This window comes from Mariniflexile sp., from assembly GCF_041583155.1.
Classification (GTDB): domain Bacteria; phylum Bacteroidota; class Bacteroidia; order Flavobacteriales; family Flavobacteriaceae; genus Mariniflexile.
This window is the reverse complement of sequence record NZ_JBFHGK010000015.1, coordinates 75,546-91,952: the sequence shown is the minus strand read 5'-3', so window position 1 is coordinate 91,952 and position 16,407 is coordinate 75,546. Positions and strand designations below refer to the sequence as shown.

Sequence of the window (16,407 nt, the reverse complement as noted above, 5' to 3'; positions counted from 1 at the left end):
CATCTATTGGTAATTGATAAGCTGATTGTCCTGTACGTTTGCGTTCTACAACGGTCCAGAATGTAACAACATCCTCTTTAAGATTGCCCTTTTCGTCTTTAAAAATTAATACGTGATGATTGTTTCTTGGGTTTACCCATTGGTTTACATGTTCTTTCAATTTTTCAGCACCTCCAATATTTTCTTTAACTCTTACTTTTAAAATAGGAACTGGCTCACCGTTTTTGTTAGGTAAAAATATTTGTGGTTGTTTTATCCCGTTTTCATCAATTACAAAAAAAGTATTATTTGGTATCTTATCTTTTTGAAAGCCTCCTAATACCTGTATGCGTTTTAAAATTAACAACTTAATAGTCTCATCAACCACTTTATCAATTTGTTTAGCCGTTTGCAAAGACTCTATTGGTTTACGTACATGAAAAGCTTCTTCACCATTAAACGTTCGTTTTCCATAAACGGTTTCTTTATGCAATTGCCCACGAGCAGCCACCCCTAAATTAATATGTTTTTTACCGTTTTTTTCAACGGTTTTGGTTCTTAGTGTAATATCATTAGATACTTTTTTATGAGAAATCAATATTTTTTCGACAGCTTTTTCGGCATCATAATTAAAGGTTTCCCAAGGCAATGGAAATTGTTTTAAATCATAAGTTCTATTGTATCGATTCCATTTTGATAATTCTTGAACATACGATAGCTTTGTGCAAGCCATAACTAAAGCATCAATGGCATGATGACGATGGTCTTCACGAGTTTTTGAATTCTCATCATTCAAAATATGATTTAAACCCCATTTTTGTCTTAAATTAGAAGTTGCTTGCCCAGGGGAAACCATTACATTTTTGCAAACTTTAGACAAGTAGTTCTTTGCTTCTTTACTTATATAACGTGTGTCGTTTAATTGTCTCGAAGTAAAATCATCATCAAAGCTTTGTTTTACAAACCGTTTAAATTTGTTGTAAGAATCTGGATATTCCTTTGTGAAGGAAAATAATTTTAATGCTCTTTCTTTGATTGCCGACCAATTGGCTTCATCACCACCATAAACCTCAAATGGTGTTTTATTTCCTTTTTTAATATTTTCAGTTCCTAAACAAAGAGTTTTATTAGAAAAACTATCATTTAATGATTTACTCCACGGATGAATATGTTCAATTTGCCATTTGTTAGTGAATAATTCATTTATAGGTATTGATAAACCCGTGTAAGGACACGTTTTTTTACATTCTTCCCACAGTTTAAATTTTAAAATATTGTCATGTGATAAATGGGTATATTTTAAAACTTCTGCTTTTACTCTATCATTCTCTTTTTCTAGGCGTTGTTGGTTTCTGCGTGTTTTATAGCGTTCTGATTTTGAAACTTTTAAATCACGAGCCATCTCAACCTTAATTTCATCAATTGTTCCGTGTTCTGTAATTAATTCATTAACCAATTTACGCAATTCAAATAAGGCTGTAATTACAATGGGGTTTTTTATCTTTTGAATTTCTTTATCAGCTTCCTTACCTAATGGCAATTTATCTAATAATTCAGTAGCATCAATCGTTGCTGAATGATGATAAAGTTTGCGTAGTTGATTATCAGTAATATTATAATCATTTCGAAGAATGTCTTTAATAATATCAATAAAGCCACCTTTGGTTTTGGAACGCACAATGCCTTCTACATTATCAACTAAAAAGTTTCTTTTTTCATCAGAAAGTTTGTCCCAATCAACACCAAATACATTTTTAATTCCACCTAGCACAACAGCAACATCATAAGTAAAACTTAATTGCAGAAAAGGCAAAATATTAGAAATAGCTTTTCTACTTAAACTTGAATAACCGTCTTTTACATTAAATTTTGAAATAGCTTCAGCTTGCTCTTCAGTAAAATTCCACTTTTTAATGGCATATTCCTTTAAATTAGATTTACTATCAAAAAAATACAAGGCATGCCATATGTCTTCTTGCTCTTTCTCAGAAAATTCGAACCATTTTTTTCCAAAATATTTTTTGTTTGATAAATTGGAAATGGTATGTGTGCCAACAATTTTATCATCGTCTTTATAATTGAACTTATACTCAGCACTTTCTTTCCCAATTACCTTTCTAAGGCGTTTAAAATCTGGTTTTTCATTAGCGTAAAGAAAGTCTGCTATTTTCTCCTTTTCATCTTGAGAAATTTTATTTCCATTATATTCTACTGTATTAACCCATTGCCAAACCCTAAATTGTTCAAATGGAATCGCACTAATTGGGCACTTTGTTTTGGTAGGTTCAAAAGCACAATTTCCAACTAAGTGTTTTTGAGAACGCAATGGACGTTGGTGAAACAAAATACCATCTTCTTTGTAACCATCAAGCTTTCTGCCTCCAAATAGTGTTTTTAAATCATCATTTAAATTTGAATGAAATTGAGATTGCTTTTCCCAAATTAACTCAAACTCGTCCACATACATACCACGCGTTGTGTATCTGTTTCTAATACGTTCTAAACCATCTTGAAAGGGTTCATTTTCTTTTGGATATATCTCAAAAAGATACGATCCTAAAGTTTTATCCGCAATTTTTTCTTGAGTTTCTGTAATACCTATTTTACCCTCTTTAGCATTTCCTTTAAAAATGGCGCCATCATCACTCCCCCCTTTTCTACTATTACTTAGGAAACCTCTTCTTTGAATTAAGTGATAAAAAATTCTGCCAATTTCTTCTAACGATAGTTTTTCTCTTAAAGCTTTTTGCCTTAATTCATATGGATTTAATGAAAACCATTCTACTAATTTGTCTGAAGGGAACTGTTTTGTTTTCTTCCAATTTTCAAAATCGTTTAAAATTAAAGGGCACATATTATTTTGAGAAAGTGCTTTTAATAATTTTTTCTTTCTTAATCGTCTTCTAAAAAATTGTCTTCTTACACCTCTGGCTCCTGTTCTTCCCGCATTTTTAGACATTTCTCTTCCTTCTCCTTCACCTAAATTTTCAACACCCATAGGGAAAATTCTACTTCCCATCCCCAAAATTCTATTTTCATTATCATCAATTAACGCCCACCCAATCGAGTTCGTGCCTAAATCTAATCCTAAAATTCTTGTCATTTCAATTTTTTAATTCGTAAACATAATATGCTTACTAAAATAGTAAAATACACATATAAAACTATTTTGAAATTGAAATATTTTATTATATTTGAAACAGATTAAACTTTCTAATCTTTAATCTTATCACAATAAGGCTATATGCCGTAGATGAAAATCTTTAGTCCTGCTTCGGTGGGACTTTTTTTATTAGTATCGTTTCACATTTTACTAAAGGTTTTACACAACCCGCTCTCCGTATTTTTATTGATAGTAGTATGTGATACATACTTTTTAATAAAAATTAAATAAATTAGGGTTAACTCGAAGATTTTAGAAAAAAGTTAAAAAGTGAATTATAAACAATTTCTTTAAAATCGATATAAATTCAAACCACAATATTACACAAATAATTGATTTTCATATACATAACAAAATCAAAGCAAAAGTTATTAATAATTAAATGTTTACAAGTTTGTTTCGAACATAATGGTTTTTTTATAAACTTTGTAAGGTCAGTTAGATACTCATGTGCAGTGTACTAAGACAAAACATGTATTTATTAATTTTTAATTTTTTAAGCCTATGGCCATTAAATTTAAGGCACAAGCCAGAAAGAATCCTCAGGATGTAAATTTACCTGAGAAGTACTATGCCGCTGCTATTGCAGACGGTGAAGTAGATATGGATATGCTCGCGGAGCAAATTTCGTATCAATGTACCGTAACCGAATCGGATTGTTATGCGGTACTTTTATCATTGGAGCGCAACATTATTGATGCGTTAAAACAAGGACGCATTGTAAAATTAGGGCGTTTGGGTAATTTTCAAGTGGGTATTAGCTCGGAAGGTAGAGATACCGAACTAGACGTTGATGCCAACGCTATTACCAAAACCCGTATTTTATTTCGTCCGGGTAAACGTTTACGCAGTTTGCTAAACGATTTATCTTTTAGAAAAGCGAGCTAGAACCCCGTTTTTTAGTTTTTTTAATAAGGTCTTGAGTGTTCTCACCGCTCAGGGCCTTTTTTTATGCCCATGTTTATAAAAATTTCATGCTGATGAATCAATTGCTTGATGCGGATGAACCTTTTTAAAGATGCTGCTCAGTTGTTTGTTTGATGCTCATGAAGTGTTTTAAACGTCTTGAAGGCAAAAGCGGCCTTGTTTTACACCTTTTTTTGAAAGTTATGAGCATAAAAAAAGCTCAAAATAGACAGCTAGAACCCCGTTTTTTGAGCTAAATTTAATAAGGTCTTGAGCAGTCTCACCTACTCAAATCGTAAATAATACAGCGTAAAAATAAACAAAACTGCATTACTGTTTATACTTTTAATGTTAAAAATAACCCATTCCCTTAAAAAATGAAGTGTTTTTTTAAAACAAAAAACACTAAAAAAATTTCTATAAATGGAAAAAATCATAGTTTAAAAGCATATAATTCTTACAATATTTAATTATCATTCCTAATAACACCTTATGTAAAACCCTTTATAGGTTTACTTTTTCGTGTCTCATAGTTTATAAATACATCTTATTTCTCAAGAAAAAATCGGCAATAACCAAAGCTGCCATAGCCTCTACAATAGGAACGGCACGTGGTACTACACATGGGTCGTGACGACCTTTACCATGCATAACCACTACTTTCCCTTCTTTATCAATGGTTTCGTATTCTTGAATTAAGGTTGCCACTGGTTTAAAGGCTACATTAAAATAGATGTCCATACCGTTGCTAATACCCCCCTGAACGCCACCAGAATTGTTGGTTTTTGTTGTGCCATTGGTATTAAAAGCATCATTATGTTCGCTACCCAACATGGTGCAACCTTCAAAACCGCTACCATATTCAAAACCTTTTACAGCGTTAATGGATAACATGGCTTTACCTAATTCGGCATGTAATTTATCAAAAACTGGTTCTCCTAAACCAATTGGTACATTTTTAATAACACAAGTTACAATACCTCCAACGGTATCCCCTTTTCCGCGAACTTCTTTAATATAAGATTCCATTTTTGCTGCCATATCGGCATCTGGACAACGTACAATATTCGATTCTATTTGAGTTAAATCTAATTGCTCGTGCGATTTATCTAATTTTAAATTACCAACACCCGAAACATATGCATAAAACTCGATACCTTTCAACATTTGTTTTGCTACAGCACCTGCAACTACTCGACATGCGGTTTCGCGGGCCGAGCTTCTACCTCCACCTCGATAATCTCTAAAACCGTATTTTTTATCGTAAACATAGTCGGCATGACTTGGTCTGTAACTATCTTTTATATGAGTGTAATCATGGGACTTTTGGTTGGTATTTTCAATTACAAAACCAATGGAAGTTCCAGTCGTTTTTCCTTCAAAAATTCCTGAATGAAACTTTACAACATCTGGCTCTTTACGTTGAGTAACAATAGCAGATTGTCCGGGTTTCCGTCTATCTAATTCCAATTGAATGGCATCTAAATCTAACTCAATTCCCGATGGGCAACCATCAATAACACCACCTAAAGCAGGGCCATGGGATTCGCCATACGTTGCTAAAGTAAACAGTTTTCCAAAGGAATTTCCAGCCATAATTTTAATTTTTGGCTAAAATAAAGCTATTCTTAGAAATATGGAAATGAAATTGCATAAAGCGCTCTCCACTACATTAAATAGATAACACCTAGTTAACAAAATGCTTATGTTTAATTAATTATAAGGTAATGATGAAGTAATATTAAAAGTGGTATTTTACAACAACTAAAATTATCTTTTGAAAATTAAACGAAAAATAGAAATTGCGGTTATATCGGATGTCCATTTAGGTTCAAATGTATGCAACGCCAGAAATCTGCTAAACTATTTAAATAGCATTGCTCCTAAAAAACTAATTTTGAATGGCGATATTGTAGATGGTTGGCAATTAAAAAACCGATACTTTCCTAAATCGCATTTAAAAGTTATAAAAACCATAATGAATATGGCCGCCAATGGTGTAGAAGTAATCTACATTACAGGTAATCATGATGAATTATTTAGAAAATTCAGCAATTCTACAATTGTAAATATCAGGATTGTTGATAAGTTGGTTTTGGATCTAAACGGTAAAAATGCTTGGTTTTTCCATGGTGATGTATTTGATGTTTCTTTACAAAACGGCAAATGGTTAGCTAAACTTGGTAGTTATGGATATAAGCTATTAACTAAATTAAACCGTATTGTTAATTGGTATTTAGAACGCATAGGAAAAGAACGCTTTTCCTTATCCGACAAAGCAAACAAAAACAAAAAAGAAACTACTAAACACGTCACTAAATTTGAGAAAGTGGTATCAGATCTTGCTATAGAAAACGGTTATGATTATGTAGTTTGTGGGCACATACACCAACCTAAAATGGTGTATATGGAAAATAAGCATGGTAAAACTATGTATTTAAATTCTGGAGATTGGATTGAAAACTTTACTGCTTTAGAATATCAGTTTAAACGTTGGAAAATTTATCACTACGATAAAGACAAACTCTCCCCTTTTTTTGTTGAAGAAGAATTTGAAGCCAGAGATATAAAAAATTTAATTGCTGCCATAACTATTGTAGATCAATATGAACAAAAACAAGAGTTTAAACCCAATAGAAAGGCGTAATTAATTGTTTTTTACACATAGAAACCATTTAAAAATAACCGAAAATCTTGAATGGACACAATAAACTAAAGCAAAGCTTCACGCAATATAGTAACCGGGTGTTTAGCTTCACGCTGGGTCCCATCTTTTATTTGATGGCGGCAACTCGTGCCATTAGCCGATATAATTGTATCCATTGCTGCTTTTCTTACAGCTGGAAATAAAGTTTGTTCACCTACGTTCATACTTACTTCATAATGTTCTTTTTCGTAACCAAAACTTCCTGCCATTCCGCAACAGCCACTTGGAATGATAGTAACTTTGTAGTTTTTAGGAAGGTTTAAAACATCAAAACTAGACAATTGATTTGCAAATGACTTTTGATGGCAATGTCCATGAAACTTGATTGTTTTTACCTCTGATGTAAATTGTTCAGCCTTTATATTTCCTAGCTTTATTTCTTGTTGAATAAATTCTTCAATGATAAAAGTGTTTTTTGCAATATACTCTGCTGAAGGTTTGTCGTCGGCCAATTTTAAATATTCATCTTTAAAAGTCAAAATAGCTGAAGGTTCAATTCCTAGCAGGGGTGTTTCGTTAGAAATTAAATCCTTAAAAATTGCAACATTTTTATTGGCTACTTTTTTCGCTTGTTTTAAGAACCCCTTAGACAGAAATGTACGCCCAGACTCCACATTATTTACTATCTTAACTTCATAATTTAAAGCTGTTAAAAGTATAAAAGCATCAACACCTATTTGGGTGTCCAAATAGTTTAAAAACTCATCATTAAACAAATAAACAGTTTTAATGAATTTTTTATCAACTAATTGTTTTTTATAACGTTGTAATTGCTTATTTAAACTTTTATTTGAAATTAATGGTAAATTTCTTTCTTTGGCAATTCCAAAAGATTTTTTTAAAACTAAGGCAGTTAATCCATTAGAAAATATAAAATTAGTAAGTACCGGAAAAACACTTCCAAATCGATTTAAGGCATTGTTATAAGCAAACATTTTAGTGCGTAAGGAAGTACCATTTTCTTTTTGATATTGGTATAAAAATTCTGCTTTTAAACTCGCCACGTCAACACTACTTGGACATTCTGAAGCGCAGGCCTTACAACTTAAACATAGATCGAATACCACTTTCAATTCTTCGTAATCGAATTTATTTGCCTTATCCGAATTTGTTAGAAACTCACGCAATGCATTGGCACGAGCCCTAGTGGTATCCTTTTCATTTCTAGTAGCTCGGTAACTCGGACACATAGTTCCACCAAATTCTGGAAGTTTTCTACAATCTCCTGAACCATTACATTTTTCGGTTTCACGCAAAATACCTTGCGAATGTGAGAAATCGAGCATCGTTGCAATTTTAGGCTCTTCCCTATCAGCTACATAGCGTAAAGATTTATCCATTGGGTATGCATTAACAATCTTTCCAGGGTTGAAAATATTGGACGCATCAAATGCTAATTTTATACGCTTTAGTATTTGATAATTAGCCTCGCCAATCATCAATGGAATAAACTCCGCACGCACAATACCATCACCATGCTCTCCACTCATGGAGCCTCCATATTTTTTAACCAAATGTGCTACATCGGTGGTTATTTTCCTAAATAAAACAACGTCTTCAGACTTTTTAAGATTTAAAATCGGACGCAAATGCAACTCCCCAGCACCAGCATGCGCATAATAAATAGCTTCTTGGTTGTAGCCTTTCATTAATGCCGCAAATTCTGAAATATAGTTAGCTAAATCTGCAACAGTTACAGCGGTATCTTCAATACAGGGAGCCGATTTCTTATCGCCAACAATATTACCTAATAACCCCAATCCTGCACTACGTAAATTATTAGCTTTATGTATTTCTTCTCCCTCTAAAAGGGGAAAAGCATAACTTAGTCCAGAATCTTCAATAGTTTTTACTAAGTTTTTAGCCAAAATAGTGACTTCTTCTTTGGAAAACGCTCTCACTTCGCACATTAAAATGGCTTTAGGATCTCCAACAACAAAGCGTCTATTTTCCTGCTGAGTTTTATTATGCTTTGTACAATCTAAAATGGTTTTATCCATCATTTCACAGTTGTACAAGTTATGATTCATTACCGGTTCAACAGCGTTTAAACAATCTTCAATGCTTATAAAATGTGCTGCCACCATAATAGCTTCCTGCGGCGGCAGTTTGTCTAATTTTAAGGTAATTTGGGTTGTAAACGCTAAGGTACCTTCACTACCAGACAGAAGTTTACACATATTGAATTTTTCAGATGAACTAGTAAACACATCGGATTTTATTAATTCATCAATCGCATAGCCGGTATTTCTACGGTGTATTTCAGGTTTAGGAAAGTTATCAATAATTTGATTTTGAACACTCTCTGACACCAATTCATTATATATCGTTTTATAAATATGGCCTTCCAGGGTTTCTAAATTGGTTTTCTTTTGAAATGCCTCTGAAGATATCTCATTAAAAACAACTTCACTCCCATCACTTAATATGGTATGCATTTCTAAAACCTTATCACGGGTTACGCCATACCTGATTGAAGTCGTTCCAGATGAATTATTTCCAACCATCCCGCCTATCATACACCGATTAGAGGTTGATGTATTTGGACTAAACCACAACCCAAACGGCTTTAAGTAGATATTTAGAGCATCCCTTACCACACCAGGCTGTACGGTTACAGTTTGTTCATCTTCATTTAAATCTAATATGTTAGTAAAGTATTTTGAAACATCAACCACAATGCCTTCTCCAACACATTGTCCCGCCAAAGATGTGCCGGCAGTTCTTGGTATTAGTGATGTTTTATATGTTTTGGCAAACTGAATAAGTAATTTAATGTCGTCGTTATTTTTTGGGTATGCCACTGCCAAAGGTAACTTTCTATACACTGAAGCGTCGGTGGCATATATAGACTTTATTAAATCATCAAAAAATAATTCACCCGATAATTGATCGCTTAATGCTTGTAAATGTGTTATTAACGACATAACTCTAAGAAATTGTTTATAAAACTATTTGAGATGTTAAATATAAAGACAATTTTGGCGTTATTTTTGCAAAATATTTCACATTATCACATGATCTTTTATATGAAAAAGGTCGTATATAATTTACAAACAAAAAAACATATTTATGAAGAAATTACTTTTATTTTCAATTGCAGTATTAGGTTTTACCTTTGCATCAAATGCTCAGGACATTGCAGATAACGCTATTGGTTTGCGTTTAGGCGATAGTAACGGTGTGGGTGCTGAAATATCATACCAACATGCTTTAGGTGGTAATAACCGTTTAGAAGTTGATTTTGGCTGGAGAGACGGCAAAGATTACGATGGTTTTAAACTAGCTGGTTTATACCAATGGGTTTGGAATATTGAAGATGGTTTTAACTGGTACGCTGGCGTTGGAGGTGGATTAGGCTCATTTAGCTATGATTTACCTAATGGTGATGATGACAGTGAAACTTTTATTTTTGCTGCAGGAGATATAGGTATTGAGTACAATTTTAATATTCCTTTATTAATTTCCTTAGATTTTAGACCAGAAATTGGTTTTGGAGATTATAGAGATGATTTAGATTTTGATATTGCTCTTGGGGTTCGTTATCAATTCTAAATATTAAAAATTATATAAAACAAAAAACGCCTTTTTTAAGGCGTTTTTTTTATACTTTTAATTAGATACTATAAAATTAATAGAATTAATAAAATTAAAATAATGGCTCCAGATGATATATAAATACCATTGCCAGATCTTCTAATTTCTTTCTTAATTTCTCTAACTTCCTTTCTTAATTCTTTTCTTTCTTCTGGTTTCAAATCAGATTTATCCATATTCTTAATATCCTCTAATCGATTCAGCATGGTTTTAACTTCTGCTGGAATTTCTGTTGGTGTTTTTTCAACAGGAACTGATTTTTTCTCGGATGCCAATGCTGTATTAGGAAAAATACTTAAAGTTGTAAAGAGTACTAAATAAAAAACGGTTTTTTTCATATGGTCTTTATTTAAATTATTAATACCTAAATATACAATAATATATTAAAGACAAAAAAGTAAAAAATTACTGCAAATAAATAAAGTATTTTACAACACTAAACATTTCGCTAAGGTATCTTCATATATGGCTTCATATTGCGGAACAATGGTATGTAAATCAAATTTTTTTGCCACATTTCTTGCATTGGCTTTAAAAGTTGTAAGTCGGTTTTTGTCTTTTAAAATGTATAGTGCATTTTTTGTCATATCATCTATATCACCCACATCACTTAAAAATCCAGACACTCCATTTATATTCACTTCTGGAATACCTCCTGTATTACTGGAAATTACAGGAACTCCCGATGCCATAGCTTCTAATGCTGCCAAACCAAAACTTTCAGTTTGAGACGGCAATAAAAACAAATCACTAAAGCACAGTATTTTATCAATTTCATTACTTTTTCCAAAGAAAATAACTTTATCTAAAATACCTAATTCCTGACATCGTAATTCTAAATGCTCGCGTTCTGGCCCTTCTCCTATTAGCATTAATTTTGCTGGCATTTCTTTTTGAATGTTATAAAAAATACTTATCACATCTTGAGAGCGTTTTACGGGGCGTAAATTACTAATGTGGGTTATAATTTTTTCATCTTCAGTTGCCATCATTACACGTTGGCAATCGGTAAATTTATGGTTATACTTTTCTAAATCGATAAAATTAGATACAACGCTAATCTCATTTTTAATATCAAATAATCTTAAAGTATCCTCTTTTAAGCTTTGCGATACTGTGGTTACGGCATCCGACTTATTTATACTAAAAGTTACTGCTGGTTTGTAAAACGGATGGTTACCAACTAAGGTAATATCGGTACCATGTAATGTTGTTACAATTGGTACAAAAATACCTTCTTCCTGTAATATTTTTTTTGCCATATAAGCGGCATACGCATGCGGAATAGCATAATGTACGTGTAAAATTTCAATTTTATGAAGTTTTACCATATCAACTAATTTACTTGACAAGGCTAATTCATAAGGTTGGTAATGAAATAATGGGTACTCAGGAACGTTAACTTCATGATAATGAACATTGTTACTTAACAACTCCAACCTAACAGGTTGATTATAAGTTATAAAGTGTATTTCATGGCCTCTTTTTGAAAGTTCTAAACCAAGTTCTGTAGCAACAACTCCACTACCTCCAAAAGTTGGATAACATACTATTCCTATTTTCATAATTTTAAGTTATAAGTGTATCAAGTTATAAGTGTAAAAAATTGCAATTGCCAAACCTATTAACCTTTTAACTTTAAGTACTTTATATTTAATCAATTATCGCTTCATAAATTAAGCGTTGTATATCTGTTCTTATATTTTTCTTTAACAATAAATTATCCGCTGCATTAGGATAAGTTCTATTTGCTAAAAATACATAAACTATTTCTTCTTCAGGATCTGCCCATGCATAAGTTCCGGTAAATCCAGAATGCCCAAAGCTTGTCATAGAAATACAACCACAAGTTGGTCCTGCCTCTCCTAATTGTGGTTTATCAAAACCAATGCCTCGTCTGTTTCCATTTTCACAGTAATAACAGGTATTAAATTTATCTAGTGTTTCTGCAGAAAAATAACGCTTCCCTCCATAATAGCCTTTCTGTAAAAACATTTGCATAATCTTAGCTACGTCGTTTGCATTACTAAATATTCCCGCATGACCACCAATACCATTTTGCATGGCCGCACCCATATCGTGCACATACCCATGTACCTCCTGATTTCTGTAATAATCGTCAATTTCCGTTGGAACAATTTTTTTACTACTTATTTTATGGTACGGATTATACATGGTATAATTTGCTCCTAAAGATTTATAAAAATGTTCTTGAACAAGGAAATCAAGTGTTCTGTCGTAATAATTCTCAATAAATTTCTTTAAAATATAATAAGGAAAATCACTATAACGATATTGAGCTTTAGAAAGCAACTTAGAATCTCTTATGATTTTTTGAATAGTATCCTGATAATCAGAACGTAAAAACAAATTTTCAGCCACTTCAATATTGAACTTACTACTAGCCTCAGTACGGTAATATTTATTGCTAGGCAGTTTTGTTGTTGCATCTAGAGTATGAGCATAAAAAGGTTCCCAAGGTTTTAAACGAGCATAATGGGACAACATACTTTTTAATGTGATATTCGCTTTATTGGACTTTTTATAATCTGGTAAAATTTGAGATAACTTAGTGTCTAGAGTAACAATTTTTTGTTCCTCTAATTCCATTAATAATGGTAAAGTAGCTAAAATCTTAGTAAGTGATGCAACATCATAAATATCATCCAAAGCTACTTTTTGATTACCTGTATAGGTATGTTTTCCAAACGCTTTATTGTAAATTACTTTACCTTTTCTTGCCACTAAAAGTTGAATGCCAGGCGTCATCTTCCCTTCAACGGCACTTTGTGCTAAAGCACTTATTTTATTCAATCTTTCTGAATCCATACCTACACGTTCTGGCACTGTATAACTTAATCTGTGTAATGAATTATTAAAAATACCATCACCCACTTTAAAATGAGAACCAACTGAAACAGGCAAGGTTCCTTTGGACTCTAATGCTCCAAAAATAATTTGTGCGGATTTTTGTTGAGCAATCTTACTATTTTGATAACTAACAACAATACTTTCAATATGTTCTATGGTATCTAAATCAGATAGTGCATATGGTTTTACAAAAACATCTAAAACTACCTTATGAGAAATTGCAATGTCATTTAACCAAGCTCGTTCTTCATTAGTAAACTGATGCGATTTCCAAGGATTCTGATTGGAGCGATGTAATCCAACAATAACGGTGTTGTAATCTTGAAGTCTTAATGTTAAACTATCTAAAGTTGACGCTTCAATTTGGTGAACTCTAGTGTATTTCTTAAGCTCATCTAAAAAAGCCGAACCATCATCGTCTCCCAATTTCACATAAGCAATTGTTTTGGTTTCAAATTGACGTAGAGGCAATAAATCTTTTTCGTTTTTAACAATTGTAATAGCATTTTCAAAAAGTTCCTCATATAAAATATCATCCTTTAACCTATTCAAATCGCTTTGTAAATTAGTTAACTCTGTTGGCTTGTAATTATTTAAACCTACTTTATATTTTGCTTGAAGAATCTTTTTTACTGAAAGTTCTAAACGGGCTTCGCTAATTTCACCAGAATTATACGCTTCAATTATTTTTGAAATACCAGCAGGAACATCCCCAGACATTAGCATTACATCGTTTCCGGCTTTAAATGCTGCCAAATCGATACTGCCAACTTCGGTAAAATCGGCTGCGCCTTTCATATCTAAAGCATCGGTAAAAATTAGTCCCTGAAAACCTAGTTTTTCCTTTAAAATATCGGTTACTATGTTTTTAGATAACGAAGATGGGTAGCCAGAAGGTTCTAAACTTGGTACCTTTAAATGTGCTACCATTACGCTTGAAAGTCCTTCATAAATTAGTTTTCTATAAGGATATAATTCTATGGAATCAATTCGCTTTTCATTAAAATTAATGGTAGGTAAGGTTTTATGAGAATCTTGATCTGTATCGCCATGCCCTGGAAAATGCTTAGCACTTGCAAGAACACCAGCACCTTGCATGCCTTTCATAAAAGCCAAGGCTTTATCTGTAACATTATTTCTATCTTCACCAAACGACCTATTTCCCATAATCGGATTTAAGGGATTCGTGTTAATATCCACCACCGGCGCGAAATTAAAGTGCACCCCTAAACGCTTACAATGCTCACCTATTTGTTTACCTGCTTGTTCTATTAGGTTATTATCTCTTATTGCTCCAAGAGTCATATTCCAAGGAAAAGCATAGGTACCATCTAAACGCATGCTTAAACCCCATTCTGCATCCATTCCAATAAGCAGGGGGATTTTAGAAAGTGACTGCAGTTCATTATTTAATTTTGCTTGCTTTTCCGGAGTGCCCAGTGAATAAATAATTCCCCCAATATTGTAAGCCCCAATAAGGTTCAATATCTTTTCATTCGTTGCTTGATCTTGATTGGACATGACTTGAACCATGTACAACTGCCCTACTTTTTCGGGTAGAGTCATAGCACTATATACACTATCAACCCATTTTTTTTGTGCAACAACATCTTTGGAAGCCAAAGGATTCCCTTGAGTTTGAGCAATGGTTGAAATTGATATATATAGAAAAAATAATAAAAATGAAATTTGACGCATATTTTGGCATTAATTAATAAGTACGTAATAACTATTACTACATAAATAATCATGCCAAAATACTACTTTTAAAAAGAAGTTAAAAAGACTTTAAGATAGATTTTAGTTATTTGTATTAAAGCTACAAGAAAGCAGCGCTTTAAGTTTAGAAAACACTAATAACTAACCATAAATAATAATTATTGTTTCTTATTCAATTAAATCAATATGTCTATCATGATAACCTAATAAATACAACACACCATCAAGCCCAATACTTGAAATAGAGCTTTGTGCATTATCTTTTACCTTAGGTTTAGCATGAAACGCTATACCTAAACCTGCAAGGTTAATCATAGGCAAATCGTTTGCGCCATCTCCTACAGCTATGGTTTGGCTAATATCAATACCTTCTTTTAAAGCAATTTCTTTAAGGTATTCTGCTTTTCTGTTACCATCTACAATTTCCCCTAGATAGCCTCCAGTTAGCACACCATCTTTAATTTCTAATTGGTTGGCGTACACGTAATCTATCCCTAATTCTTTTTGTAAATAGTAACCGAAATAGGTAAATCCACCTGAAAGTATGGCGGTTTTAAATCCGTAACTTTTTAGGGTATCAATAAGCCTGCGAGCTCCTTTGGTTATAGGAAGGTTTACAGCAACATCATGCAATACTTCTTCACTCAAGCCTTTAAGCAGTTTCATACGACGAATAAAACTTTCTTGGAAGTCTATTTCTCCCTGCATTGCCGATTCAGTAATGGCTTTTACTTCATCACCAACACCTGCTAATTCTGCTAATTTATCAATAACTTCTGCTTGAATAAGTGTAGAGTCCATATCAAAACAAACCAAACGACGGTTTCTTCTGTAAATATTATCTTCCTGAAAAGCAATATCAACATCCAATTCTCTTGAAATTTGCATGAACTTAGACGTAAACTCACGTTTGTCTTCAATATGCCCTCTAATAGATAATTGAATGCATGCTCTAGGATATTCTTCCTGTTTTATTAGTGAAGTACGCCCTGTAAGCCTCTTTATAGAATCGATATTCAGGTTCTTATCAGATATAATTTCTGTTACTCTCGATATTTGTTCAGCAGTTAGTTTTTCTCCTAGAATTGTGACGATATAACGGTCTTTTCCTTGAAGTTTCACCCATTTCTCATAGTTTTCAAGTGATATTGGGGTGAATTTTGCTTTTATACCAAGTTCATATGATTTAAATAGTAAATCTTTTAAGACCGCCGCCGATTTTGAACCAGAATGAATTTCGAATAAAATACCTAAGGATAAGGTGTCGTGAATATTTGCTTGTCCGATATCTAACACTTTTGCTTTGTAATCTGCCAAAACACTTGTTAAACTTGATGTTAAACCTGGTTTATCTTGTCCAGAAATATTTAATAGGAAAATTTCCTTAGCCATAATTTACTATTTAAACTGTAAAATTGATTATTGTATTTGAAATATGAAAGCTTTTTAATGATTTATTACCAAG

General features: G+C 32.6%; 10 protein-coding genes. 3 read left to right on the top strand and 7 right to left on the bottom strand.

From position 1 onward, the window contains the following. Nucleotides 1-3,082, bottom strand: a 3,082-nt coding sequence (cas9, locus tag ABYI63_RS07810; RefSeq protein ID WP_372755190.1) for a type II CRISPR RNA-guided endonuclease Cas9, incomplete at its 3' end; no start/stop codon positions are given. Between the two features lie 564 nt (nt 3,083-3,646). Here cas9 and ABYI63_RS07805 point away from each other — a divergent pair. Then, complete coding sequence (locus ABYI63_RS07805) at nt 3,647-4,030, top strand: HU family DNA-binding protein (RefSeq protein WP_372755188.1); 384 nt, start codon at nt 3,647-3,649, stop codon at nt 4,028-4,030. A gap of 552 nt (nt 4,031-4,582) precedes the next feature. Here the strand turns inward: ABYI63_RS07805 and aroC are convergent. After that, the gene (aroC, locus tag ABYI63_RS07800; protein ID WP_372755186.1) at nt 4,583-5,644 is read right to left on the bottom strand and encodes a chorismate synthase; all 1,062 of its coding nucleotides are present in this window, start codon (nt 5,642-5,644) and stop codon (nt 4,583-4,585) included. 181 nt (nt 5,645-5,825) lie between these two features. Here aroC and ABYI63_RS07795 point away from each other — a divergent pair, with 181 nt between their 5' ends. Continuing rightward, nucleotides 5,826-6,695 carry a UDP-2,3-diacylglucosamine diphosphatase gene (locus ABYI63_RS07795; protein ID WP_372755184.1) on the top strand — a complete coding sequence of 290 codons (870 nt, stop codon included), beginning with the start codon at nt 5,826-5,828 and terminating at the stop codon, nt 6,693-6,695. Between the two features lie 65 nt (nt 6,696-6,760). Here ABYI63_RS07795 and ABYI63_RS07790 read toward each other — a convergent pair whose 3' ends face one another. Beyond that, nucleotides 6,761-9,682, bottom strand: a complete 2,922-nt coding sequence (locus tag ABYI63_RS07790; protein WP_372755182.1) for an FAD-binding and (Fe-S)-binding domain-containing protein — start codon at nt 9,680-9,682, stop codon at nt 6,761-6,763. 145 nt (nt 9,683-9,827) lie between these two features. On the opposite strand from ABYI63_RS07790, the gene ABYI63_RS07785 reads away from it, so the two are divergent. Further along, nucleotides 9,828-10,310 (top strand): hypothetical protein, encoded by a 483-nt coding sequence (locus ABYI63_RS07785; protein ID WP_372755180.1) that lies wholly within the window; start codon nt 9,828-9,830, stop codon nt 10,308-10,310. A 68-nt stretch (nt 10,311-10,378) separates the two neighbouring features. Here ABYI63_RS07785 and ABYI63_RS07780 read toward each other — a convergent pair whose 3' ends face one another. From ABYI63_RS07780 to serB, 4 genes are all read right to left on the bottom strand, one after another. After that, complete coding sequence (locus ABYI63_RS07780) at nt 10,379-10,690, bottom strand: hypothetical protein (protein WP_372755178.1); 312 nt, start codon at nt 10,688-10,690, stop codon at nt 10,379-10,381. A gap of 90 nt (nt 10,691-10,780) precedes the next feature. After that, a complete protein-coding gene (gene bshA / locus ABYI63_RS07775) occupies nt 10,781-11,917 on the bottom strand; it encodes an N-acetyl-alpha-D-glucosaminyl L-malate synthase BshA (RefSeq protein ID WP_372755176.1) in 1,137 nt (378 codons plus the stop codon). Between the two features lie 88 nt (nt 11,918-12,005). Continuing rightward, nucleotides 12,006-14,921 (bottom strand): glycoside hydrolase family 3 N-terminal domain-containing protein, encoded by a 2,916-nt coding sequence (locus ABYI63_RS07770; RefSeq protein WP_372755174.1) that lies wholly within the window; start codon nt 14,919-14,921, stop codon nt 12,006-12,008. Nucleotides 14,922-15,110: 189 nt separating this feature from the next. Next, nucleotides 15,111-16,334: a phosphoserine phosphatase SerB gene (gene serB / locus ABYI63_RS07765; protein ID WP_372755172.1), complete on the bottom strand. Its 1,224-nt coding sequence runs from the start codon at nt 16,332-16,334 to the stop codon at nt 15,111-15,113. Between the last annotated feature and the right edge of the window lie 73 nt (nt 16,335-16,407).

Coding starts and splice junctions, on each gene's coding strand:
- ABYI63_RS07805 (WP_372755188.1), top strand. CDS start 3,647: ATGGCCATTAAATTTAAGGCACAAGCCAGAAAGAATCCTCAGGATGTA.
- aroC (WP_372755186.1), bottom strand. CDS start 5,644: ATGGCTGGAAATTCCTTTGGAAAACTGTTTACTTTAGCAACGTATGGC.
- ABYI63_RS07790 (WP_372755182.1), bottom strand. CDS start 9,682: ATGTCGTTAATAACACATTTACAAGCATTAAGCGATCAATTATCGGGT.
- ABYI63_RS07785 (WP_372755180.1), top strand. CDS start 9,828: ATGAAGAAATTACTTTTATTTTCAATTGCAGTATTAGGTTTTACCTTT.
- ABYI63_RS07780 (WP_372755178.1), bottom strand. CDS start 10,690: ATGAAAAAAACCGTTTTTTATTTAGTACTCTTTACAACTTTAAGTATT.
- bshA (WP_372755176.1), bottom strand. CDS start 11,917: ATGAAAATAGGAATAGTATGTTATCCAACTTTTGGAGGTAGTGGAGTT.
- ABYI63_RS07770 (WP_372755174.1), bottom strand. CDS start 14,921: ATGCGTCAAATTTCATTTTTATTATTTTTTCTATATATATCAATTTCA.
- serB (WP_372755172.1), bottom strand. CDS start 16,334: ATGGCTAAGGAAATTTTCCTATTAAATATTTCTGGACAAGATAAACCA.